The organism is Lysobacter enzymogenes, assembly GCF_017355525.1.
In the GTDB taxonomy this organism is placed as follows: Bacteria; Pseudomonadota; Gammaproteobacteria; order Xanthomonadales; family Xanthomonadaceae; genus Lysobacter; species Lysobacter enzymogenes_C.
This window is the reverse complement of the sequence record NZ_CP067395.1, coordinates 3,001,060-3,022,009: the sequence shown is the minus strand read 5'-3', so window position 1 is coordinate 3,022,009 and position 20,950 is coordinate 3,001,060. Positions and strand designations below refer to the sequence as shown.

The 20,950-nt window shown below is 68.1% G+C and carries 18 protein-coding genes; 10 read left to right on the top strand and 8 right to left on the bottom strand.

Annotation, left to right across the window (positions count from 1 at the left end; genetic code table 11):
- Positions 1-136 precede the first annotated feature (136 nt).
- Positions 137-652: a hypothetical protein gene (locus tag JHW38_RS12640; RefSeq protein WP_207521682.1), complete on the top strand. Its 516-nt coding sequence runs from the start codon at positions 137-139 to the stop codon at positions 650-652.
- Between the two features lie 18 nt (positions 653-670).
- Here JHW38_RS12640 and JHW38_RS12635 read toward each other — a convergent pair whose 3' ends face one another.
- From JHW38_RS12635 to bla (JHW38_RS12625), 3 genes are all read right to left on the bottom strand, one after another.
- A complete protein-coding gene (locus JHW38_RS12635) occupies positions 671-2,779 on the bottom strand; it encodes an NHL repeat-containing protein (RefSeq protein ID WP_207521681.1) in 2,109 nt (702 codons plus the stop codon).
- Positions 2,780-2,937: 158 nt separating this feature from the next.
- Positions 2,938-3,840, bottom strand: a complete 903-nt coding sequence (gene bla / locus JHW38_RS12630) for a class A beta-lactamase (RefSeq protein ID WP_207521680.1) — start codon at positions 3,838-3,840, stop codon at positions 2,938-2,940.
- A 110-nt stretch (positions 3,841-3,950) separates the two neighbouring features.
- The gene (bla, locus tag JHW38_RS12625) at positions 3,951-4,862 is read right to left on the bottom strand and encodes a class A beta-lactamase (protein WP_207521679.1); all 912 of its coding nucleotides are present in this window, start codon (positions 4,860-4,862) and stop codon (positions 3,951-3,953) included.
- On the opposite strand from bla (JHW38_RS12625), the gene JHW38_RS12620 reads away from it, so the two are divergent.
- Positions 4,861-5,556, top strand: coding sequence for a VirK family protein (locus JHW38_RS12620; RefSeq protein ID WP_207521678.1), 696 nt, complete (start codon positions 4,861-4,863; stop codon positions 5,554-5,556). The genes bla (JHW38_RS12625) and JHW38_RS12620 overlap by 2 nt on opposite strands.
- A 131-nt stretch (positions 5,557-5,687) precedes the next feature.
- Here JHW38_RS12620 and JHW38_RS12615 read toward each other — a convergent pair whose 3' ends face one another.
- Positions 5,688-7,250, bottom strand: a complete 1,563-nt coding sequence (locus JHW38_RS12615) for an MFS transporter (protein WP_207521677.1) — start codon at positions 7,248-7,250, stop codon at positions 5,688-5,690.
- A gap of 311 nt (positions 7,251-7,561) precedes the next feature.
- On the opposite strand from JHW38_RS12615, the gene JHW38_RS12610 reads away from it, so the two are divergent.
- The 8 genes from JHW38_RS12610 to JHW38_RS12575 all read left to right on the top strand — a co-directional run bounded on the left by JHW38_RS12610 (position 7,562) and on the right by JHW38_RS12575 (position 17,098).
- Positions 7,562-8,443: a LysR family transcriptional regulator gene (locus JHW38_RS12610; RefSeq protein ID WP_207521676.1), complete on the top strand. Its 882-nt coding sequence runs from the start codon at positions 7,562-7,564 to the stop codon at positions 8,441-8,443.
- A 427-nt stretch (positions 8,444-8,870) separates the two neighbouring features.
- Positions 8,871-10,514 (top strand): M28 family metallopeptidase, encoded by a 1,644-nt coding sequence (locus JHW38_RS12605; RefSeq protein WP_242691393.1) that lies wholly within the window; start codon positions 8,871-8,873, stop codon positions 10,512-10,514.
- A gap of 90 nt (positions 10,515-10,604) precedes the next feature.
- The gene (locus tag JHW38_RS12600) at positions 10,605-12,389 is read left to right on the top strand and encodes a GmrSD restriction endonuclease domain-containing protein (RefSeq protein ID WP_207521674.1); all 1,785 of its coding nucleotides are present in this window, start codon (positions 10,605-10,607) and stop codon (positions 12,387-12,389) included.
- Between the two features lie 199 nt (positions 12,390-12,588).
- Positions 12,589-13,032 carry a hypothetical protein gene (locus JHW38_RS12595; protein ID WP_207521673.1) on the top strand — a complete coding sequence of 148 codons (444 nt, stop codon included), beginning with the start codon at positions 12,589-12,591 and terminating at the stop codon, positions 13,030-13,032.
- A 209-nt stretch (positions 13,033-13,241) separates the two neighbouring features.
- Complete coding sequence (locus JHW38_RS12590) at positions 13,242-13,811, top strand: hypothetical protein (protein WP_207521672.1); 570 nt, start codon at positions 13,242-13,244, stop codon at positions 13,809-13,811.
- A 161-nt stretch (positions 13,812-13,972) separates the two neighbouring features.
- The gene (locus tag JHW38_RS12585) at positions 13,973-15,358 is read left to right on the top strand and encodes a peptidoglycan-binding protein (protein ID WP_207521671.1); all 1,386 of its coding nucleotides are present in this window, start codon (positions 13,973-13,975) and stop codon (positions 15,356-15,358) included.
- A 267-nt stretch (positions 15,359-15,625) separates the two neighbouring features.
- The gene (locus JHW38_RS12580; protein ID WP_207521670.1) at positions 15,626-15,763 is read left to right on the top strand and encodes a hypothetical protein; all 138 of its coding nucleotides are present in this window, start codon (positions 15,626-15,628) and stop codon (positions 15,761-15,763) included.
- Between the two features lie 75 nt (positions 15,764-15,838).
- Positions 15,839-17,098, top strand: a complete 1,260-nt coding sequence (locus JHW38_RS12575) for a YcaO-like family protein (protein WP_207521669.1) — start codon at positions 15,839-15,841, stop codon at positions 17,096-17,098.
- A 60-nt stretch (positions 17,099-17,158) separates the two neighbouring features.
- Here the strand turns inward: JHW38_RS12575 and JHW38_RS12570 are convergent, their stop codons facing one another.
- The 4 genes from JHW38_RS12570 to JHW38_RS12555 all read right to left on the bottom strand — a co-directional run bounded on the left by JHW38_RS12570 (position 17,159) and on the right by JHW38_RS12555 (position 20,947).
- Entirely contained in the window at positions 17,159-17,932 is a 774-nt protein-coding gene (locus tag JHW38_RS12570; protein WP_207521668.1) for a hypothetical protein, read from the bottom strand.
- Positions 17,932-19,596 (bottom strand): alkaline phosphatase, encoded by a 1,665-nt coding sequence (locus tag JHW38_RS12565; protein ID WP_207521667.1) that lies wholly within the window; start codon positions 19,594-19,596, stop codon positions 17,932-17,934. The genes JHW38_RS12570 and JHW38_RS12565 overlap by 1 nt, the downstream gene beginning before the upstream one ends.
- 518 nt (positions 19,597-20,114) lie before the next feature.
- On the bottom strand, positions 20,115-20,585 hold the full coding sequence (locus JHW38_RS12560; protein ID WP_207521666.1) for an SRPBCC family protein: 471 nt from the start codon (positions 20,583-20,585) through the stop codon (positions 20,115-20,117).
- A complete protein-coding gene (locus tag JHW38_RS12555) occupies positions 20,582-20,947 on the bottom strand; it encodes an ArsR/SmtB family transcription factor (protein ID WP_207521665.1) in 366 nt (121 codons plus the stop codon). Before JHW38_RS12555 ends, JHW38_RS12560 begins: the two co-directional genes overlap by 4 nt.
- Between the last annotated feature and the right edge of the window lie 3 nt (positions 20,948-20,950).

Genomic DNA, 20,950 nt, shown 5'->3' with positions numbered 1-20,950 from the left:
ACTCCCGATATTCCGTGTCATCGCCTTGCAACATTGCGCGCGGCGGGATCGCGCGCGGCGTGTCGGCAAGCGCCTCGCGCTGGGCTAGACTGCCGGCGCGTCCGCGTCGCGGATGCGCATTCAGGGGGAACACCGCATGAAGAATCCACTCCGCGCCGCCGCGCTCGCGGCGGCCCTGCTCGTCGCCGGCGGCGCCCAGGCGCAGATGCAGATGGTCATCAACGACGCGATTTCCGCGACCGTCGCCGGCCAGCGCCACGGCCCGCTCAAGCTCGCCGCGCCGGAACCAGGCCAGGCGCTGGTGGTGTTCTACCGGGACGTGCCGTTCTGGGGCAACCGCCAGATCTTCGAAGTGCGCGACGGCGACGCCAGCCTAGCCAGCCTGCGCTTCGGCCAGTACGCGGCGATCAGCGTGACGCCGGGCGAACACGCCTTCGCGCTGGCCGAAGGCGACGGCGAGCCGCTGCGCCTGTTGGCCGAGCCCGGCCAGACCTACTACGTCGAAGGCGTGACCGCGAAGGTCGACAAGGTCAAGCGTCAGCGCCTGAACCGGGTCGATGCGCAACGCTTCGACAGCGCCTCGTTCAAGCTGTCGCCGTCCGCGCCGGAACTCGCCGGCACCGGCCCGCAGGATCCCAACCCGTTCGAGTGAGCGCGCGCGGCGCGGGCGTCACTGCACCCGCACCGCCAGCTCGCGCCGCCCGCCGGCTTCGTTGCCGCTGTAGTCGCGCGCGCTGACCCGCAGCAGGTAGTCGCCGGCCGCCAACTCGCTCGGCAGCCACAGGCCTTGCTCGACCCGCCCGCCGCGCACGCGGTTGCTGAGCACGTAGCGGAAGCGGGTGATCGCGCTGCCGTGCACGGTGATGCCGCTGCCCGGCGCGTAGATCGTCTGGGTGGCGTCGTCCGGCGGCAGCTTGTCGAATTCGATGTTCATGCGCGGGGTTTCGTAGCCCGGCAGCGGCTGGCCCGCGGCGTCGAGCCATTGATAACCCAGCGTGTACAGGCCAAGGCGGCGACGCGGAAGGTTGTCGTCGACTTGGTCCCAGCCTTCGGCGACGATCTGCAGGCCCGACAGCGCGCGCGACACCAGCAGGCGGCCGTCGCGCTTGTCCTTCAGCGGCTGGCCGAGCGCGTCGATCAGTTCGATGCGTTCCAGCCGCGGCGGCACGTGATCGGCGTAACCGACGAAATTCAGCGCGATCGCGTTGCGCTCGTAGCCGCTCGGGCCCAGGCTCAGGTGCACGTGCGCCATCGGGTTGATCGTGCCGAGGGTGTCGCCGACGACGAAGCGCGCGCCGCGGCGCAGGCGCAGGCGCGCGAGTTCGCCGTCGTCGCCGTAGACCGGCTTGAAGCGTTCGGTGTCGAACAGTTCGCCGCGCGCGCTGCGGCCCACGCGCATGTGGATGTAGGACAGGCGCCCGAGCTCGGCGCCTTCGCCGAGGTTGCCGAAGCCCCACGAGGCCACCGGCGCGGACACCTTGGCGTCGGCGATGGCCAGCACCGCTTGGCCGATGTCGCCGCGGATGTCGAGCCCGCCGTGCAAGTGATGGCGCGCTTCGCCGCCGCCGTCGCCGCGCACTTCGCCGAGCGTGCCGACGACTTCGTGCCAGCCGTCCTGCGGTTTCAGCGGCCAACGGCCGGCGGTGTCGGGCAGCGGATCGTCGTCGGCCGGCCCGACCGGACCGTTGGCCAGCGGCGCCACCGCCGGCGCGGCGGGCGCGATGCGGTGCAGGCGATGGCTGGTCGCATCGGTGACGTACAGCGAACCGTCGTCGCTGAGCGCGAGGCCGGCCGGGCGCGACAAACGCTGGTCCTGGGTGTCGCCGCTGAGCACCACCCAATTGCCGTCGCGACGGATCTGGAAGGTCATGCCCATCGCCTGATCGGCGACATACAACAGGCCGTCGTGGGTGATCGCCAGCGCTGCCGGGCGCGCCAGCGGACCTGCGCCGCTCGTGCTCGGCACTAAATTCAGCGTCGACACGTCGCCGTCGGGTTCGACCCGGCGCAGCGCCTTGTTGCGCGTGTCGGCGACCCACAGCAGCCCTTGCGCGTCTAAAGCCAGCGCGGTCGGCGTATCGAATTGGGCGATCGCCGCGGCGCCGTCGGCCAAACCCGGCCGGCCGTTGCCGGCCAGCGTGCTGACGGTGCCGTCGGGTTCGATCACGCGGATGCGGTCGTTGTACGTATCGGCGACGAACACGCGCCCGCGCCGGCTCACCGCCACGCCCATCGGCCCGTCGAACTGCGCCTGCGCGCCGGCGCCGTCGCGATAGCCGGGCGTGCCGTCGCCGGCCAGCGTGGTCACCGCGCCTTGTCTGGAAATCTTGCGGATGGCGTGGTTGCCGGTGTCGGCGACATACAGGTTGCCGTCGCCGTCCAGGGCCAGCCCCGACGGCGTATTGAACGCCGCCGCCAGACCGATGCCGTCGGCGAAGCCTTCCTTCGAACCGGCCACCGTCGCCACGCGCCCGTCGGGCGTCAGCAGGCGGATGCGGTTGTTGTCGCCGGCATCGCTGAAGTACAGCGTGCCGTCGTTGGTGCGCACCAGGCCGTAGGGATCGTCGAGCCGCGCCTGTTTCGCCGTGCCGTTGCGCAAACCGCGCACGCCGTCGCCGGCGATCCATTCCACCTGCGCGCTCCAGTCGTACTGGGTCGGCGGCGGCTGTGCGGGCTTGAGCGCGAGCAGCGCGCCGGGCTTGGACGGAAGCAGGAAGGTCGCGGCGAGGGCGACACCGGTGACGGCGGCGACGAGCAGAATCCAGGGCTTGCGGGACATGCGGTTCCTTGTGGCGCGCGCCGCGCGGGCGGCGCGCGGCGTGCTTGGATCCCGATTCTAAACCCGCCTGCTGCGGGTTTGTCCGGCTCGCCGGTCCGCCTTGCCGCGCATCGCTGGCGACCGGCCGTGCGCGCGCAACCGCGCACGCGCGGAGGCATTCAAGCGGCCTGGATCCAATGCGCCGTCAACGTGCGCGCCACATCGGCCAGCACCGAGTTGCGCAGCTCGTCGTCGCCCCAGGCTTGGGTCAGATAGCTGGCGATCAACACCGGCTTGCGCCGCCCGGGCCAGACGATGGCGACATCGTTGGCGGTGCCGTCGCCGCTGCCGGTCTTGTGGCCGATGCGCCAGTCTTTCGGCAAGCCCGCGCGCAGGCGGGTCGGGCCGGTCGTGCTGGCGATCAGCCAGCCGGTCAGGCGGCGGCGCGAGGCGTCGTTCAAGGCGTCGCCGAGCAGCACGCTGCGCATCGTGCCGAGCATGGCGTTGGGCGAGGTGACATCGTCGGGATCGCCGGCGCGCAGCGGCACGCCTTCGGGGCGGTGCAGCGCGGTGACCGTGTCGCCGAGTCCGCGCAGGTAGCGGTTGAAGCCGGACGGATCGCCGACCAGCGGCAGCAGCAGATTGGCCGCGGTGTTGTCGCTGGCGACCACGATCGCCTCGCACAGCTGCGCCACGCTGGCATCGCCGCCGGCGCGGGCGATCGGCTCGGTGACCGGCGAATACGGCACCAGCGCCGCCGACGGCACCGCGAGCTTCGCATTCAGGTCGACCCGGCCGAGTTCGGCCTCGCGCAGCACCGCGGCCGCCAGCGGCAGCTTGAACGTGCTGCACATCGAAAAGCGCTCGTCGCCGCGCATCGCCCAGCGGCGTCCGTCGCCGGTGTCCAGCACCGCCACGCCGAGGCGGCCGCCGCTGCGTTGTTCCAGCTTGCGCAGGCGTTCGCGCAGGTCGTCGTCGGCCGCAGGCGCGGCCGCCGTCAGCGCGTGGGCGCCGAAGCTGGCGCCCGCGCCGGCGACCAACATCAGCGTCATCGCATTGCCCAGAAAATCGCGTCGTTGCATGGTCGTGCTCCTTGTCGGTTGGGGACCTGCAGTATTCGAAGCGGGCGAGGCGACTACAAACGAAGAATTCTCGTCCCGGGCACAAGAAATTCTCGCGCCGGGACGCGCGCTCAGGCCGGCGCGATCCAATGCGCGGCCAACACGCGCGCGGCGTCGGCGAGAATCGCACTGCGCTGTTCGTCTTCGCCTTTGGCCTGGGTCAGGTAGGTCGTAACGAACACCGGCTTGCGCCCGCTCGGCCAGATAATCGCGATGTCGTTGGTGGTGCCGTTGCCGCTGCCGGTCTTGTCGCCGATGCGCCAGTCTTTCGGCAGGCCCGCGCGCAGGCGCTTGTCGCCGGTCTGGTTGGCGATCAGCCAATCGGTGAGCTGGCGCCGCGAGCCCGCGCTCAGCGCATCGCCGAGCAGCAGCGTGCGCATCGTCGCCAGCATCGCGTTCGGCGAGGTGGTGTCGCGCGGATCGCCCGGGATCGCGGTGTTGAGTTCGGGTTCGTTGCGGTCCAGGCGGGTGACCTTGTCGCCGACGCCGCGCAGGAACTTCGTCAGCCCGGCCGGATTGCCGACCCGCGCCAGCAGCAGATTGGCGGCGGCGTTGTCGCTGATGATCATGGCCGCTTCGCACAACTGGGCGAGGCTGGCGTCGCCGCCGGCTTCGGCGATCGGCTGGGTGATCGGCGAATGCGCGATCAGCGCCGAGGTCGGCACGGCGATGCGGTGTTGCAGGTCCAGCTCGCCGCGGTCGGCCTTGCGCAGCACCGCGGCGGCGAGCAGGAACTTGAACGTGCTGCACATGGCGAAACGCTCGTCGCCGCGCACGTCGAAGCGGCGGCCGTCGCCGGTGTCCAGCGCCGACACGCCGAGACGGCCGCCGCTGCGCTGCTCCAGTTCGGCCAGACGCGCGCGCAGCGCCGCGTCGGCGGGCGCGGGCTTGTTCGGGCTCAGCGCCGCGGCGCCGAAACTGGCGGCGGCGCCGCCGGCGAGCAGCAAGGTGCCGGTGCATTGGAGGAACGCGCGTCGTTGCATGGGGGACTCCATCGGGGCGAATCCCGATTATTCGCAGCGCAGCGCGGCGCCGCAAACAAGCAATTCTCGCGGCTGGCAAAAGAAATCCTTGCAGCGGCCGTCATGGGTGACACAGTTTGCCCAAGCGGTCGGTTGGCCTGACGGTCGTCAGATGCAGGTAACCGAGCGTGCGGATGTGACCGCGCGCAGGTTCGCCGGCAGCGGCATCGCTACGGTGGCGGCTTCTTCCCCCGCCGCAGGTGTCGTCATGTTCAAGCTGAATCCATCGGTTCTCATCCTTGCCGCCACGCTGTCGGCCGGCGCAGCGCCTGCGTTCGCGGGCGATGCCGTCGAGGCCGGGAGCCTGCGCAGCTATCCGGGCGTGCGCGCCCTGCTGTTCGCCGGCGTACCGCTGACCGCGGTGTTCACTCCGGGCGACTGCGCCAGCGCGCCGCCCGGCACGCCGCCGGTCAAAGGCGGCTTCGCGGTTCGCGATTTCATCGAGGTCGCCGGCAGCAACCTGTCGTTCTCCAACCAACACATCACCTTGCGGCCCGACGGGACCGCGGTGCTCGAACTGGCGCAGTACCGGTTGTTGCCCGATGGCAGCGCGACGGTGAAGACGAATTTCCTGTCGCCCGTGACCTATCAACCGGTGTCGCCCGCGTTGAGTTTCCAGTGCGCGTTGGGCCGCGGCCTGGATTTCGCGCTCTGACCCGAAGCCCCTGTAGGAGCGGCGCGAGCCGCGACCGCGACACTGCGCTTACGGCGAAACTTTCGCCGCGAGCGGAAGCTCCGCGGTCGCGGCTCGCGCCGCTCCTACAGGGGGATACGCGGCTTGCGCGGTCAGTGATACGCGCGCAGTTCGGAAGCCGCCTGCGGCGCGTCGCCGCGCGCATGCGCCCGGCGCTGCGCCGCAAACAGCCGCCAGCTCAGCGCCGCCAGCACCAGCACGCCGAAGCCGCCGTACCACCACAGCCAGGCGAACCCATGCACCAGCGCGCTGTGCGCCACGGCGCCCGCCCCGGATCCCAAACCCAACGACTGCGCCGCGCCGAGGTCGCCGACCGCGATCCGCGCCGCCAACGCGCGCAACGCATCGCCGTCGAGCGCCGCGCCGACCGCGCCGCGCAGGTGCGAGGCGATGCCCGCGATCAGGATCAGGCCCATCAGCGCGATGTTGATCGCCAGCGTAATCAGCCGCGCGCTCATATCGATGCCCGACGCCATGCCCGCGCGCGACGCCGGCACCGAGCCGGTGGTGGTGTTGCTGACCAAGGTGTTGGTCAGGCCCAGGCCTACGCCCGACAACACCGCGCCCGGCAGCAGGGTCTTCCAGCTCGCCGCTTCGGGCAGGCTGCCCGCATACATCGCCAGGAAGCCGACGCCGATCATCGCCAGCCCCAGCGGAATCACCCGCCCGGCGCCGTAACGCTGCGCCCAGCGCTCGGCCAGCGGCGGCATCGCCAGGGTCGGCACGGTGTAGGCCAGCAGCGCCGTGCCCGCGCGGACCGCGTCGTAGCCGAGCGCGCTCTGGAAATAGATCGGCAGGTAGATCATCAGCGGCCAGAAACTGAAGTTCATCCCGATCGAGCCCATGATCGCGCCGGAGAACGCGCGGATGCGGAACACGCCGAAGTCGAACATCGGGTGCGCGTGGCGCCGTTCGACGCGCACGAACGCGATCAGCCCGGCCACTGCGACCGCCAACACGCCGAGCAACCACGCATCGCCATAGCCGGCTTCCGGCGCCTGGGTGATGTAGAACGTCAGCCCCAGCACCGCCAGCGACAGCGTCGCCAGGCCGGCGACATCGAGCGGATGGCTCTGCGCCTCGCGCGATTCCTGCGCGCCGGCGCTCACCATCGCCCAGGTCAGCGCCGCCAGCGGCGCGTGCACCAGGAACACCCACGGCCAGCTCGACAGCGCGACGATGCCGCCGCCGATGATCGGCCCGAAGCCCAGGCCGAAGCCGAACACGATGCCGAACACCGCGAACGCGCGGCTGCGCTCGCGCCCTTCGCGGAACTGGTGCGAGAGGATCGCGAACTGGCTGGTCAGCATCGCGCCGCCGGCCAGTCCTTGCAGGAAACGCCCGCCGATCAGCACCGGCATGTTCGGCGCCAGCCCGCACAGCAGCGAGGTCAGCCCGAACGCGATCGTGCTGATGACGAACACGCGCCGGCGGCCGTAGCGGTCGGCGAAGGTGCCGGCGGCCATCAGCACCGTGGTGCAGGCCAGGGTGTAGGCGTTCATCACCCACTGCAGGTCGCGCAGGCTGCCGTGCAGCTGCTTTTCCAGGGTCGGCAGGATCACCGGCACGCTGGATATCTCCAGGCCGAACATCAAGGCGGCCAGGCTGATCGCGCCGAGGGCGAGCGCGTTTCGTGTCGCGACGGACAAGGTCATGGGGCGGTTTCCAAGGAATCGTCGGCGAAGCGCGGGCGAACGGACGCGCCGCGGGCCCGCGGGCTTCGCGTGTGGGGCAGGGCGGGGCACGGGCGCGCCGGCGGCACAGCCTCGCGCAGGGCTGCTGCCAGCGTGGTGGCGGCGGTCAAGCCGGTTCGCGCGAACCGGCCGTTGCGGCGAACCGCCGGCCGCCGGGGCGCGAGGCGCATCATCCCGGCGGCGTAGCCATTGTGTTCCCCGGCTACTCATGAGGGAAATGATTTGATTTTGTAGAATCCATCAACGGTCATCATCAATCGCGAGGCGCGTCCGTGGACTTCGACCCGACCCTGCTGCGCACCTTCGTCGCCGTCGTCGAAACCGGCGGCTTCACCCGCGCCGGCGAGCGTCTGCACCTGACCCAATCGGCGATCAGCCACCAGATCCGCCGCCTCGAAGACCAGGTCGGCCGCGCCTTGCTCCACCGCACCACGCGCCGGCTGACCCTGACCGAAGACGGCGAAGACTTCCTGCGCCACGCGCAACAGATCCTGCATTCGCTGGAAGCGCTGTCGCGCCGCTTCCAGCCTTCGCCGATCGCCGGCAGCGTGCGCTTCGGCGTGCCCGAGAACTTCATCGGCGACCGCCTGCCCGGCCTGCTGCGCCAGTTCGCCTGCGCGTTCCCGAACGTGCGCATGGACGTCAACGTCAGCATGAGCATGGATCTGCGGCAGATGGTCGACAACGACGAACTCGACCTCGCCGTGGTCATCGGCCTGCCCGAACGCAGCGGCGAACAGGTGCTGCGGCGCACACGCTTCGTCTGGGTCGCCGCCGAGCATTTCGACATCGCCGCCGGCCGCTCGCTGCCGTTCGCGTTCTTCCCGTCGCCGTGCGTCAACCGCCACATCGGTGTCTCCGCGCTCGACGGCACCGGCGTGGATTGGCATGTGGTGTTCACCTCGCCGAGCCAGCAAGGTTTGCTGGCCGCGGTCGCCGCGGGCCTGGGCATCACGGTGATGGTCGAAGACGACGTCGAGCCCGGCATGCGCATTGTCGACGGCCATTACGGGCTGCCGAAGCTGCCGCCGGCCGAGTTCGTGCTGTTGCGGCGGCCGGGCGCGTGCACGCCGGCGGTGGCTGCGTTCGGGCGGATGATCGAGGAATTGCCCGAGACCGCGCCGCTGCCGGCGCGGACCTTGCGCAGCGCCTGAGCCCAAACGGGGCGCTTGCTGGAAAGCGGCGCCGGTGTTCGTGTTGTCGCGGTCGCGACTCGCGTCGCTCCTACAGGGCCCGATCGCTGCCACGTATCCCCCTGTAGGAGCGACGCGAGTCGCGACCGCGCCCCCACGCCGCCCAGCGCAAGCAGCCTGTGCGCGACATCACGCCCAAGTCACGGTCCCGGACCGGCGCATTCCGCCCGCCACGCCTCCGACAGCGCCGGCCGCGGCCGCCCAAAACCCCCGTCCGAAGCGCCGTTCGGCCGCTGCGGCCCGATGCCCCGAACACGCCGATTCCGCGGGCTTCGGCTTGAGCGCTTGCGTACACCGCTTCGGTTAGTATCGCCCGACCACCCCTGGGGCCCCACCTATGAAACTGAGCGCCACTCCGCTGGCGGTGCTTTGCGCCGCGATCCTGTCGATGCCCGCCTACGCCGCCAAGCCGGCCAAGGCGCCGAAAGCGCCCAAGGCGCCGACCTTCGACACCAAGCGCCTGTCCGACGAAGTCAAAACCCTGTCCTCCGACGAGTTCCAGGGCCGCGGCCCGGCCACCGAGGGCGAGACCAAGACCGTCGACTACCTGATCGCCCAGTTCAAGGCGGCCGGCGTCCAGCCCGGCGGCGAACTCAAGGACGGCAAGCGCACGTGGACCCAGCCGGTGCCGCTGCTGCGCGCGCAGATCAGCGGCACGCCGACGCTGTCGGTCGCGGTCAAGAAGAAGGCCCGCGCGCTGACCCAGGGCAACGAAATCGCCGTGCGCGCCGCGCTCGACGGCTCCAAGGCGGTCAGCATCAAGAACGCGCCGCTGGTGTTCGCCGGCTACGGCGTCAGCGCCCCCGAGCGCCAGTGGGACGACTTCAAGGGCGTCGACCTCAAGGGCAAGATCGCGGTCGTGCTGATCAACGACCCCGATTTCGAAACCGGCAACGGCGCGTTCGGCGGCAAGGCCATGACCTACTACGGCCGCTGGACCTACAAGTACGAAGAAGCCGCGCGCCGCGGCGCCGCCGGCCTGCTGATCGTGCACGAGACCGACCCGGCGTCCTACGGCTGGGCCACGGTCAAGAACTCCAACACCAACACCATGTTCGACGTGGTCCGCGACAACCCGCGCGCCAGCCACCCCGCGCTGGAAGGCTGGATCCAGCGCGACACCGCGGTGAGCCTGTTCAAGAGCGCCGGCCTGGACTTCGACAAGCTCAAGAAGCAGGCGCAGACGCGCGAGTTCAAGCCGGTGCTGCTGAAGAACGTCACCTTCTCGGCCAACTACAACGTCGACAGCGAAGTGATCACCTCGCAGAACGTCGTCGGCCGCATCGAAGGCAGCAAGCGTCCCGACGAAACCGTCATCTACTCCGCGCACTGGGACCACCTCGGCGTCGGCCAGCCGGACGCCAAGGGCGACACCATCTACAACGGCGCCGTCGACAACGCCACCGGCACCGCCGCGCTGATCGAAATGGGCCGCAGCTTCGCCAAGGCCAAGAAGCCGCAGCGCTCGGTCGTGTTCCTGGCCGTGACCGCGGAAGAAAAGGGCCTGCTCGGCTCGGAGTACTACAGCGCCAAGCCGCTGTACCCGCTGGCCAAGACCGTCGCCGTCATCAACACCGACGCCCTCGACCCGGGCGGCCTCTCGCGCGACTTCACCACCTCCGGCAGCGCCAAGCAGGAACTGCTGGACGACCTGATCGCCACCGCGCAGAAGTGGAACGTGACCTACGCGCCCGACCCCAAGCCCGAAGCCGGCCACTTCTTCCGCTCCGACCACTTCCCGTTCGCCAAGCGCGGCGTCCCTGCGGTGTCGTTCGGCTCGGGCGAAGACAAGGTCGACGGCGGCGAAGCCGCGGGCAAGGCCGAGGCCGAAGCGTACGTGAAGGACCGTTACCACCAGCCGGCGGACCAGTGGGAACCGACCTGGACGTTCGCTGGGATGGCGCGGGATTTGCAGATCATCTACACCTTGGGCAGCGATCTGGCGAATTCGAATCGGTGGCCGAATTGGGCGGAGGATTCGGAGTTTAGGGCGACTCGGGATGAGTCGAGCGCAGAGCGAACCGGTAAGTAAATACGTACTACGGCCCCTAAGTTGCCGAGCGGGTGCTCCTCGCGAATTTTAAATATTGATGACTGAGTTGTAGAAAAAGGATTTCATACGATGAGTGTGACGCCGCGCGGCATGAGTGTTCAGGAGGCATATCGATCCTTTCGGGACGGCGCCTTTAGAGTGAATAGGCAGTATCAGAGAAAGTTGGTTTGGACGCTTCAGGAAAAGCAAAAGCTAATAGATAGTCTTCTTCGCGGTTACCCGATCCCTTTGATTCTTCTAGCCGTCCGGCCGCTGCAAGATGGATCGCGAGAATTTGAAATTCTTGATGGAATGCAGCGGCTCAACGCGGTTTTTTCATTCATCGAGAATAAGTTTTCAATAGACGGGCACTACTTTGATGTGCAACAACTTTCGCGGGCAAAACAACTTGCGGATGAGGGGGTATTCAAAGCGCAAGAAAGTGACGTATTAGCTCCGGACTTGTGCGCGGATTTCTTGGATTACACGCTTGCTGTAACCGAATTTCCCGCAGTGGATGGCGATGCTGTAAATGAGGTCTTCAGTAGAATTAATTCATACGGACGCCAGCTTAGTCCCCAGGAGCGTCGTCAAGCGGGTGTGCTAACGCCTTTCGCTAATGCCATTCGAGAGGTTGCCGCTGAAATCAGAGGTGATGTTTCACGAATTTCCCTTGACCTCGCTGATATGCCAGAGATCAGTGTGGATGTTAATGCTGATGATCCTGGCCTCGGTATTCGCGCAGATGATACGTTCTGGTGCAAGCAAGGAGTTCTGCGAAAGAATCAACTCCGCGAGGGGGAAGATGAGCAGCTTCTGGCTGATTTGGCAATATCGATATTGCTGGAAGAGCCATTCGCCTTTAGCGGCGCCGCTCTCGACGAAGTCTATGACGAGGACTCCATTGAGTCGCAACGGGTGAGCGATGCTCTTAGGCAGTACGGGGTTGACGCACTTAAGCACGACCTGCTGACAACCATTTCTATTCTCCGTGGAGTGGTGGAGGATGTGGACTCATCTCCAAATGCAATGCGTCGAATTGTCCATCCGACTGCAGGTAGCAACCCAATAAAAACGGCCTTTTACGCTATCGCAATGGCCTTTTACGAGTTGTGCATTCGTGAGGAGAAGTCGCCTCGTGATTCTGCGCTTGTCATGAGGGCTTTGGCGAATATTCAACCGAGGCTTTCGATCGCGGCAGGTCAGATAGGCAGTGATTCTCGTCGGCAGAACATAAATGTTGCGAAAGGAGTGATTTCGTCACTTTTTGATGAGCGTAGTCCGCCCGCATCTGTGCAGGGGGCTGGCCTCATGATTCGCTTCGAAAATTCTTTGAGGCGGTCAAAGGTTGAAACAGCTGCATTTGAATGTAAGCAGGGTTTTTTGTCTCTGAATGGCTCTCGTGAGATAAATTTATCTTTATTGGATCGATTGCTTGAGACAATATGCGGTATTGCAAATGTAGGCCCTTCTTCCGAAGGGGCTATTTTCGTGGGCGTGGCCGATAATTTAAAGGACGCTAACCGCATCGCGGCGTTAGATGGATTGGAGTCTTTGAAAGTAGGGGAGCGCTTCGTGGTAGGAGTAGATAGGGAAGCTCGACTCCTTGGAGAGGATCTCGATGTGTACAAGAGGAGGTTTGTCCAGCACGTTAGAGCTTCAAATATGAGTGAGCCCCTTAAGACCTCAGTTCTCTCGAATGTGGATTGCATTACTTATCGAGGGATGTCCGTGTTGTGTATTTGGGTCCCCTCTCAAAAGAAGCTTTCCAGTGTGGGAGACATGGTTTTTCTAAGGCACGGTGCGGAGACTGTAAAGGTGGAGGGACTGACTCGCATGCAGGCGGCAATGGAAATATTTCAACATGCCAACTAAGTAATCATAGCTGCGCCCCAGAAAAGCTGGGCCTCGTTTCCAACTGCGTGGCTTTAGCTGAGTTCGATTGTTTCTACAGTGCTGCGGCATTGGCGTTTCCAGCCGCAGACGCGCGGCGGCGAGGCGGTGGAAGCGGTGGCGCGGGTGCCGGTAGAGTTCGTGTTGCCGCGCGGCGTGGCCCGCGGTTGACGGAGGCGCGATGTCCTGGGAAACGGCATGGAGATGGATCGGCTGGCTGGCGGTGCTGTCGAGCTACAGCTTTGTCCCGCTGTTGATTTGCTGGTGGCTGCTGCGGTCGCGCCTGTATTTCAAAGTCTCCGAACACGGCATCGACTCGACGCTGGAAGACTGCGCCGGTTCGCTGAAGTGGGCCGACGTGCGTTACGTGGCGCTGCTGCGCGAGGGCGGCGATTACGAATGCTGTTTCGGTCTCGACCAGGGCGGGTTCACGGTCGATGCGGACACGGAGTTTTGGGTGCGCTCGCGCCTGCTCGCGGCGATGTCGGCGCACTTGCCCGGGTTTTCCGCCGATAGCGCGCGCAAGGCGATCAAGGCGCGGGCGGACATGTGGCGCTGGGAGCGCGGGGCGGTGGGCGAGGCGTTCCTTGATCTCGATTCGGCGGGGCGGCGTCACCTGCTTTGAGGTGGCACGACGGCCGGACTGGCCGTCGACGGCGCCAGGAGCGGACCGATCCGACCCGGCCGCCGCCTGTTCATCCGGCTTGAATCCCCAAGGCACCGGTTTTGAGCGCAAACTCCGTCCACCCGCCCTAGACTGCGGCGGGCGAGGTATCGCCGCAGACCGCACCGCGACACAATGTCGGCCCCCCTTAGGATGAGATCGGAGGTAGCGTGAGACTGGTTCAGACCCTGAGCGCGATGGCGCTGTGCGCGGCCCTGGCGGCCTGCAACTCCGGCGCTTCGTCGTCCGCTCCGGCCGCCGATGCGGCCAAGGCTCCGGCCGATGCCGCCGCCGCGCCGGCGCCCGTAGCCGCCCCCACGCCCACCGCGCCCGCTGCCGCGCCCGAAACCACCGCGTCCGCCGCGCCGGCCAGCACCGGCGATGCGGTCGAGACCACCGAAGCCCAGCTCAAGAAGGGCATGGCCTACGGCGACTTCCGCAAGGCCGTGCTGGCGCAGGGCTGGGAGCCGGTGCCGGAACCGCAGTGCAAGGCCAATGTGGTCGGCGCCAACTACGAGAAGGTCTGCAAGGCCGATCCGGGCCTGTGCAAGGTCTGCGACGATCTGCCGGAACTGGAAGCGTGCAGCGGCGACGCGCATTGCCTGGTGCGGTTCAAGCATCCCCAGGGCGCGACCTTGCAGGCCACCGGTTACGGCGAAGCGCAGTACTGGAGCGCGACCGGCAAGGATTCGGGCTTCCAGGTGACCGATTGGGAATTCGGCGCCGCCAAGGCCAACTGAGCGGCGCCCTTCGCGCCGCTTGATCCGCACGACCGAACACCGGACACCGGCCGCGGCCCTAGACGCGGCCCCCATCCGATCCGCAGGGGACCACAGCGGCGCGTGCGCCGCGGGGCGGATCGACACGACTAGGCAGGAATCGGGAAAATAAGGAGATCCGCATGACCCACAATCCTTTGCTGGAACTGATGCACCGCGGCGAGTCCGGCGCGGCCGGCTACAACGCGTACAACCGCGGCACCTACGTCGGCGACGACGGCCGCGAGCACATCCGCGGCGCCGACCGCCGCATCGACTTCTCGCAGATGACGGTCGGCCAGCTGCTCGACGCGCAGGCGCTGCCCAACGGCGATCCCAACCGCGTGTTCGCGGTCGGCAAGTACCAGATCATTCCGCAGACCATGCGCGGCGCGGTCGCGGAGCTGGGCATCGACCGCAACCAGCAGTTCACGCCGGAGTTGCAGGACCGGGTGTTCTCCGAGTACCTGATCGCCGACAAGCGTCCGGACATCCGCAACTACATCACCGGCCAGCCCGGCACCAGCCTGGCCCAGGCGCAGCACGCGCTGTCGCTGGAATGGGCGAGCTTCGGCGATCCGAACAAGGGCGGCGCGAGCCATTACGGCGGCGCCAACCACGCCAGCATCACCTTGCAGCAATCGGGCGATGCGCTCAATCAGATGCGCACCGAATACCGCGCGGCGATCGACGCCGGCAAGACGCCCGAGCAGGCCTGGCGCGCGACCATCGGCGACGATCCCAACCGCACCCTGCCGGCCTCGATCACCCAGCCCGGCCGCAACCAGGGCGGCGCCAGCCGCGATGCGATGGCCGACGGCATGCTGACGCTCAACGAGCGCGGCCCGGCGGTCACCGCCTTGCAGGAGCGCCTGAGCGCGCTGGGCTACAAGGACGCCGACGGCAACCCGCTCAAGCCCGACGGCCATTACGGCGAGCGCACCAAGGAAGTGGTCGAACGCTTCCAGCGCGAGCACAACCTCACCGACGACGGCAAGGCCGGGCGCAACACGCTCGAAGCGCTGCGCACCGCGCAGCCGGGGCAGACGCCGCAACAGCCGGGCGCGCAGACGCCCGACGCGCGCCAGCCGGCGGCCGATCCGCAGCAGCCGGCCAACGGCGAGCGCCAGCCGCTCGGCCCGGCGCCGCTGTCGAATCCGCACAACCCCAATCACCCGCTGTACCAGCAGGCGATGACCGGGTTGGAGAAGCTCGGCCCGAACGGCGGCTTCGGCAATCGCGACCAGATGGAACGCGCCGCGGCGACGCTGGCGTACGAAGCCGGCGTCAGCGGCCTGAAGCAGATCGACCATGTCGTGCCGAACGCCAACGGCACCGGCCTGTTCGCGGTGCAGGGCGGCTTGAACGATCCCAGCCACCATCGCGTGCACGTGGATCGCCAGCAGGCGACGAGCCAGAGCGTGGAGCAGACCAGCCAGCAGATGCGTCAGGACGTGCCGCAGCCGCAACTGCAGCAGGCGCCGGACTCGCAGGCGCAGGAGCGCGCGCCGCGCACGATGCTGGCGTAAGCGCTTCGTCGCATCGCAAACGACGGGCCGCCGGTGCATCGCGCCGGCGGCCCGTTGCGTTTGCGCGGCCGCGTTCAACATTACAGGGCGCATATTTGCGAGGACGTTCGCGTATTTAGCGGACGTAGCGCCGCGCCCGGATTGAACCGGTTCCGGCGCGGCCGTATAGCTGGCGGGCAGGCCGTCGGAACTGCGCGGAACCCCTGGTTCCGTCCGGCGTCGCTGCGCAGAAGTTCTGCCGTTCCATCATCACGACAAGAGGACGTCATGAAGAAGCCGATTGGCACCAGCGTGTTCAAGAACCCCATCTATCTGATTCCGGCCGCGCAGCAGGAGGTGGGCCAGAGCCAGGCCCCGGCGCCGACGCCGGAAGAGAAGGCGATCTTGGAGCAACTGGCGAAGTAAGCCGGTTGCGCGACATCGGGCGGCGCGGCCTCGGCCGCGCCGCTTCGCATGGGGACTACGCGCAAGGAGCGCGGCATGATTCCGTTGGAACGCGAACGCACGCTGGCGCAGGCCGGGCGGGCCATCGAGTCGTTTCTGGCGCGCGCCGGCTGGCGCGCGCGCATCGAGGATTGCGGCGAACGCCTGCAGGCGGCGATCTGCTGGCTGCACGACGGCGACGGCGAGGCCTTCGCCAACGGTTACGGCAAGGGCGAGCGCGAGGCCGCGCGCATCGGCGCGCTGTACGAGGCGGTCGAGCACGTCTACGCCAATGCGCAGTCGCCGCACGAGCGCATCGAGCTGCTGCCGGCGCAGGCGCTGGCCGACGACCCGCGTTACGCCGCGCTGCCGTTCGCGGCCGAGCTCGGCCGTCAGGGCGAACGGCAGCTGAGTTGCCGGCGCTACCTGCCGTTCTTCGCCGACGACGAGCGCGATGCGCTGGCGGTGCCGTTGTTCCTGGTGCGCCCGTCGGCGACCGAGGCGCTGCTGCCCGGCGACGATTTCGATTATTCCAGCGTGATCCGCTACGGCTCCAACAGCGGCGTGGCGATCGGCGCCAGCGTCGAGGAAGCGGCGGTGCACGCGATCGGCGAGCTGGTCGAACGCGACTCGTGGTCGCTGTTCCTGGCCGCGCATTTTCTCGGCGATCCGGCCTCGTTCGGCGCCTGGATCGAGCCCGGGTCGTTGCCGGAGGAAGTCGCGCGCGTGCACGCGGCGGCGCAGCGCCAGCTCGGCCGCGAGGTGCGGTTGATCGAGGCCACCAGCGACCTCGGCGTTCCGGTGTTCATCGCCACCACCGACCGCATCGCCGCGGGCGAGGCGGTGTTTCCCGGCGGCTACGGCGCGTCGCTGTACGCCGGGCACGCCGCGATCCGCGCGCTGACCGAGCTGGTGCAGGCGGTGTTGATCGGCCGGCGGCTGGAGACGGTGAGCGCGTACAGCCGGCAGACGCTGGAGGCGTTGGCCGAGTATCCGAAACTGCGCGACTGCGCGTATTTCCAGGTGGATTTCGAACGTCTGCCGCGCCGGCGCTGGGACCACGCGCCGCGCGAGCGGCAGGCGCCGGCGGTGTTGCTACGCGAATTGCTGGCGCGGCTCGGCGAGCGCGGCATCCAGGTGCGGCATGCGATCAACCACCGCGAAGGCGATGCGTTCTGCGTGGTCAGCTGCGTCGCGCTGGAGCTGGAGCGCTTCTTGCTGGTGACCACCGGCATGGTGATGGCGCCGGGGCGGCGCGGGATGGCTTTGCTGGCGCGGGCGCGCAGCGCGGCGGCGCAGGAAACCGCCGCGGCTTGAGGCGCGATGGGGTGTTGGGTGAGCTGATACAGGAGCGTCGGGACCGAAGTCCCTCCCGCCTCAGTGCTCGTGACCGTGCCCGTTGCGCTTGAGGTAAGCCACCGCGAACGGATCGAGTTCCATGTCGCCCAGGTCGGTGTAGTCGATCTCGCGATACCCCGCGGTGGCGGTGAACGCGCTCGCCGCGTCGACGCGTTCGAGCTTGACCAGCCTGAGTTCGTAGAATCCGGCATCGCCGGCTTTCGGCTTCGCCGGGCCGGTGCGGTAGTAAGCCGGCAGGCCTGCATCGGCCAGCCATTCCAGCGCGATCGGCCGGCCTTCGGCGCTCTCGCCGCGATAGCGCTGCGCGCTCAGTCCCAGCGCCTTGGCGTTGCCGTCGCGCTTGAGCTTGTCGCGCAGCTGCGCGTTGATCGGGCTGGCGAGCTGTTCCCATTGCGGCATGCGGCCGGCGGTGCGCAGGTCGCCGGGCGCCCAGGCCACGCTGCGTTGTTCCGCGGCGAACAGTTCCAGCCGGCTGATGCCGTCCGGCGTCTGCCGCCACAGTTCGACCGGTTCGCCTTGCTGACGGTACTCGATGCGGTCGGCGCTGCGCACCAGGACCAGGCTGCGTTCGCCGCGCGCGTCGCGCAGCACGTACTGGGCGAGCAAGGCCTCCGCGTCGGGCGCCGCGACCGGCGCGGCGACGGTTTCGACGGCGGACGGCGCGGCGTTCGCAGACGCCGCCTCGCCGGCCCACGCGGGGCCGGCGAGAACGAACGCGAGCGCGAGCGCGGCGACGCGTCCCGCCGCGACCCGCCGCGCGCTGGCGGCGGGTCGCTTCGAAGCCCGATGCATCACAGCTTGGCCTGATTGCGCGCCATGCCGGCGCGCAGGTCTTCTTCCATCAGCGGCACCGACAGCGCGCCGCGGCCGTGGCTCCAGCCGCCGTTGCCGCAGTAGCCGAACAGGGCGCACAGGAACGTGCTGGTGCTGCGCTGCGACTGCGCCATCACGTGGAAGATCGTGTTCTGCTCGACTACGCCCTGGAACGCGTGCGCGCCGGGGCCGCGGGCGTAGATGGCGACGTCTTCGGCGGCGTGGGTTTCGTCGCCGAGCGGCACGGTCGCTTCCTGCAGGTAATCCGGATGCGCGGTGTCGACGTTGCTCAGGTCCGGACGCGCGTTCGGGCCGCGGTAGCCGGGGCCGTTGACGTAGCCGAGCGTGGTGTAGGGCTTGCCGTTCTTGTCCAGCGCCAGCTGGCCGTTGGTGACGACCTTGCCGAGGATGTCGTTGCCGCGGTCGGGATAGCCGGCGACGGTGAAGGTGTGGCTGTGGTCGGCGGTGACGATGATCAGCGTCTCGCGCTCGTCGGTCTTCTTCAGCGCGGCGCGCACCGCGTCGGACAGGGCGATCGCGTCGGTCAGCGCGCGGCTGGCGTTGCCGGCGTGGTGGGCGTGGTCGACGCGGCCGCCTTCGACCATCAGGAAATAGCCCTTGCGGCTGTTGTTGCTGAGCACGTCGATGGCCTTGCTGGTCATCTCGGCCAGGCTCGGCTCCTTGCCGGTGTCGTTCGGGCGGTCCTGTTCGTATTCCATGTGCGAGCGTTCGAACAGGCCGAGCAGGTGACGGGTGCGGCGCGGGTCGATGGCGTCGAACTGGGCCTTGTTCCAGACGTAGTTCGAACCCGGGCGCGCGGCCCATTCCTGCGGCAGGTTGCGTCCGTCCTTGCGCCGGCCGGACGCGCCGGCGTCTTCCGGATCGCTGACGGTGGCCGGCAGGAAGTAGCTGCGGCCGCCGCCGAGCGCGACTTCCAGGCCGTCGCCGTAGGGGAATTCGATCAGCTGGCGGGCGATGTCCTTGCAGCCGTTGGCCTTGGCCTCGGCGCTGAGTTCGGCGTCGCTTTCCCAGTCGCGGTTGGGCGTGTGCGCATACGTCGCCGCCGGCGTGGCGTGGGTGATGCGCGCGGTGCTGACGATGCCGGTCGCCAGGCCCAGCGCCTCGGACAGTTCCAGCATGGTGACCACGCCCTGGCCGCGCGCGGACGCGCAGTTGCCGTACTTGGCCTTCTGGGTGACGCTGAGCACGCCCTGGTTGGTCTTGATGCCGGTGACCATCGCGGTCATGGTCGGCGCCGAGTCCGGGGTCTGGCCGTCGACCGAATAGGTCTTGGACAGGCTCACGTACGGCAGCTTCTCGAACGACAGCGAATTCTCCTCGCCGCTGCCGCCCTTGAGCTGGCCTTCGCGGATGCGCGCGGCGGCGATGGTGGAGATGCCCATGCCGTCGCCGACGAACAGGATCACGTTCTTGGCCTTGAACGGCAGCGGGCGCAGGTTGGCGCCCTTGCGCGCGGTTTCCGCGCCTTCCTCGAACCAGCGCTGCGCGCTTTCTTCGCGCGGCGGCGCCTTGGACGCGGCCTGCTTCGGCGCGGCCAGCGCGGGCAGGGCGATCAGGACGGTGCACAGGGCGGCGCCCAGGACGGTGCAAGCGGGCAGGGCGGTGCGATGCGGAGTGCGCATGGGACGTGGCTCGTCGGTGGTTCGGGGGAGCGGCCACTGTCCGGCGGCTTCGTTGCAGTCGCGTGACTGACTGGGAAGCGCATCGCAAAAGCGCGACCGGCATCGTGCTTGCGCGCGCCATGCGCGGGCGCACGGGCGTGCGGCGCGCTTCGCGATGGTCTTCGCAGTTCGCTTGCGCGCGTGAGCGGGCGGTGCCTGTTTCGGCCCGATTCGTTCCCGCAATATTCCTCGCCAACGCGCAGGTATTTGCCTAGCGTGGGTGAGGCGGGCACCCCACGCCGCGGCGTGTGGAAAGACAGGCCAATAGCTGGATCGCCGAGCATCGACCCGAGTCACCGCCGCACTGCGGCCGCCGCCGTTCTCCCTGTGAACGGCGGCGGCTCGCGGTGCGGTTTTGTTCGAAGTCCGACTGTAGGAGCTGCGCAAGCTGCGACCGCGATAGCGCGCTTACGGCGCAACCGGCTACCCCGCGGTCGCAGCTAGCGCAGCTCCTACAGTCGGAATCGAGGCGGCGCAGGTCAGTGCGGCGGCGCTTCGAGCAGGTACAGCGCGATGTTCTCGAACAACACCTGCGTACCCTCGCGCCTGTCTTCGAGCGTCTGCAAGCCGTCGAAGAACGCAAGTTGCTCGGTGAACACCATCCGCGCCCCGTCGCCGTCGGCGATGAACTGCACCGTCGCCAGCGATGCGGTCAGGCGGTCGTCGCCGACGTCCATCGAGAAGCCGTAGACGATGCGCTGGTTTTCGACGATGCCGAAGTAATGCCCATGAAAGCGGTGGATCAGGCCATCGGGCCCGCGATTGACGATGACTTCTTCGCCGCCGCGGCGGAACTCCATGCGGTGCTCGACGACCTCCATGCCGTTCTCGCAGGTGCTCCAGGCGCGCTTGGCCTGCGGGTCGGCCCAGGCGCGGAACAGCTTGCGCGGGCTGGCCGCGAACCGGCGTTCGATGGTGAATTCGCCGTGCTGCACGCTGCGCTCGCTCATGTCTCGTCCTCGTCGTCGGGTTGGCTGGCCAGATAGCGTTCGAGCGCGTCGAACTGCACCTGGTAGCGGGCCTTGCGCTGCGCCAGCCAGGTTTCCACCGCGGCCAGCGCGTCGGGCGCGATGCGGTAGGTGCGCACGCGGCCGCGTTTTTCCGACAGTACGATTCCGCCGGATTCGAGCACGGCCAGATGCTTGACCACCGACGGCAGCGCCATCGCCAGCGGCTGCGCCAGTTCCGACACCGAGGCCGGGCCGGCGCTGAGGCGGTCGATCATGCTGCGGCGGCTGGCGTCGGCCAGGGCCTGGAACAAACGGTCCAGGCGTTCGGGATCCTCGCCGCGGCGGGCGGTGCGGTTCGGCATGGC

What these genes read in the sequence shown, in the direction of transcription:
- JHW38_RS12640 (WP_207521682.1), top strand. Translation starts at nt 137, where the DNA reads ATGAAGAATCCACTCCGCGCCGCCGCGCTCGCGGCGGCCCTGCTCGTC.
- JHW38_RS12635 (WP_207521681.1), bottom strand. Translation starts at nt 2,779, where the DNA reads ATGTCCCGCAAGCCCTGGATTCTGCTCGTCGCCGCCGTCACCGGTGTC.
- bla (WP_207521680.1), bottom strand. Translation starts at nt 3,840, where the DNA reads ATGCAACGACGCGATTTTCTGGGCAATGCGATGACGCTGATGTTGGTC.
- JHW38_RS12620 (WP_207521678.1), top strand. Translation starts at nt 4,861, where the DNA reads ATGGGGGACTCCATCGGGGCGAATCCCGATTATTCGCAGCGCAGCGCG.
- bla (WP_207521679.1), bottom strand. Translation starts at nt 4,862, where the DNA reads ATGCAACGACGCGCGTTCCTCCAATGCACCGGCACCTTGCTGCTCGCC.
- JHW38_RS12615 (WP_207521677.1), bottom strand. Translation starts at nt 7,250, where the DNA reads ATGACCTTGTCCGTCGCGACACGAAACGCGCTCGCCCTCGGCGCGATC.
- JHW38_RS12605 (WP_242691393.1), top strand. Translation starts at nt 8,871, where the DNA reads ATGCCCGCCTACGCCGCCAAGCCGGCCAAGGCGCCGAAAGCGCCCAAG.
- JHW38_RS12600 (WP_207521674.1), top strand. Translation starts at nt 10,605, where the DNA reads ATGAGTGTGACGCCGCGCGGCATGAGTGTTCAGGAGGCATATCGATCC.
- JHW38_RS12595 (WP_207521673.1), top strand. Translation starts at nt 12,589, where the DNA reads ATGTCCTGGGAAACGGCATGGAGATGGATCGGCTGGCTGGCGGTGCTG.
- JHW38_RS12585 (WP_207521671.1), top strand. Translation starts at nt 13,973, where the DNA reads ATGACCCACAATCCTTTGCTGGAACTGATGCACCGCGGCGAGTCCGGC.
- JHW38_RS12580 (WP_207521670.1), top strand. Translation starts at nt 15,626, where the DNA reads ATGAAGAAGCCGATTGGCACCAGCGTGTTCAAGAACCCCATCTATCTG.
- JHW38_RS12575 (WP_207521669.1), top strand. Translation starts at nt 15,839, where the DNA reads ATGATTCCGTTGGAACGCGAACGCACGCTGGCGCAGGCCGGGCGGGCC.
- JHW38_RS12570 (WP_207521668.1), bottom strand. Translation starts at nt 17,932, where the DNA reads ATGCATCGGGCTTCGAAGCGACCCGCCGCCAGCGCGCGGCGGGTCGCG.
- JHW38_RS12565 (WP_207521667.1), bottom strand. Translation starts at nt 19,596, where the DNA reads ATGCGCACTCCGCATCGCACCGCCCTGCCCGCTTGCACCGTCCTGGGC.
- JHW38_RS12560 (WP_207521666.1), bottom strand. Translation starts at nt 20,585, where the DNA reads ATGAGCGAGCGCAGCGTGCAGCACGGCGAATTCACCATCGAACGCCGG.
- JHW38_RS12555 (WP_207521665.1), bottom strand. Translation starts at nt 20,947, where the DNA reads ATGCCGAACCGCACCGCCCGCCGCGGCGAGGATCCCGAACGCCTGGAC.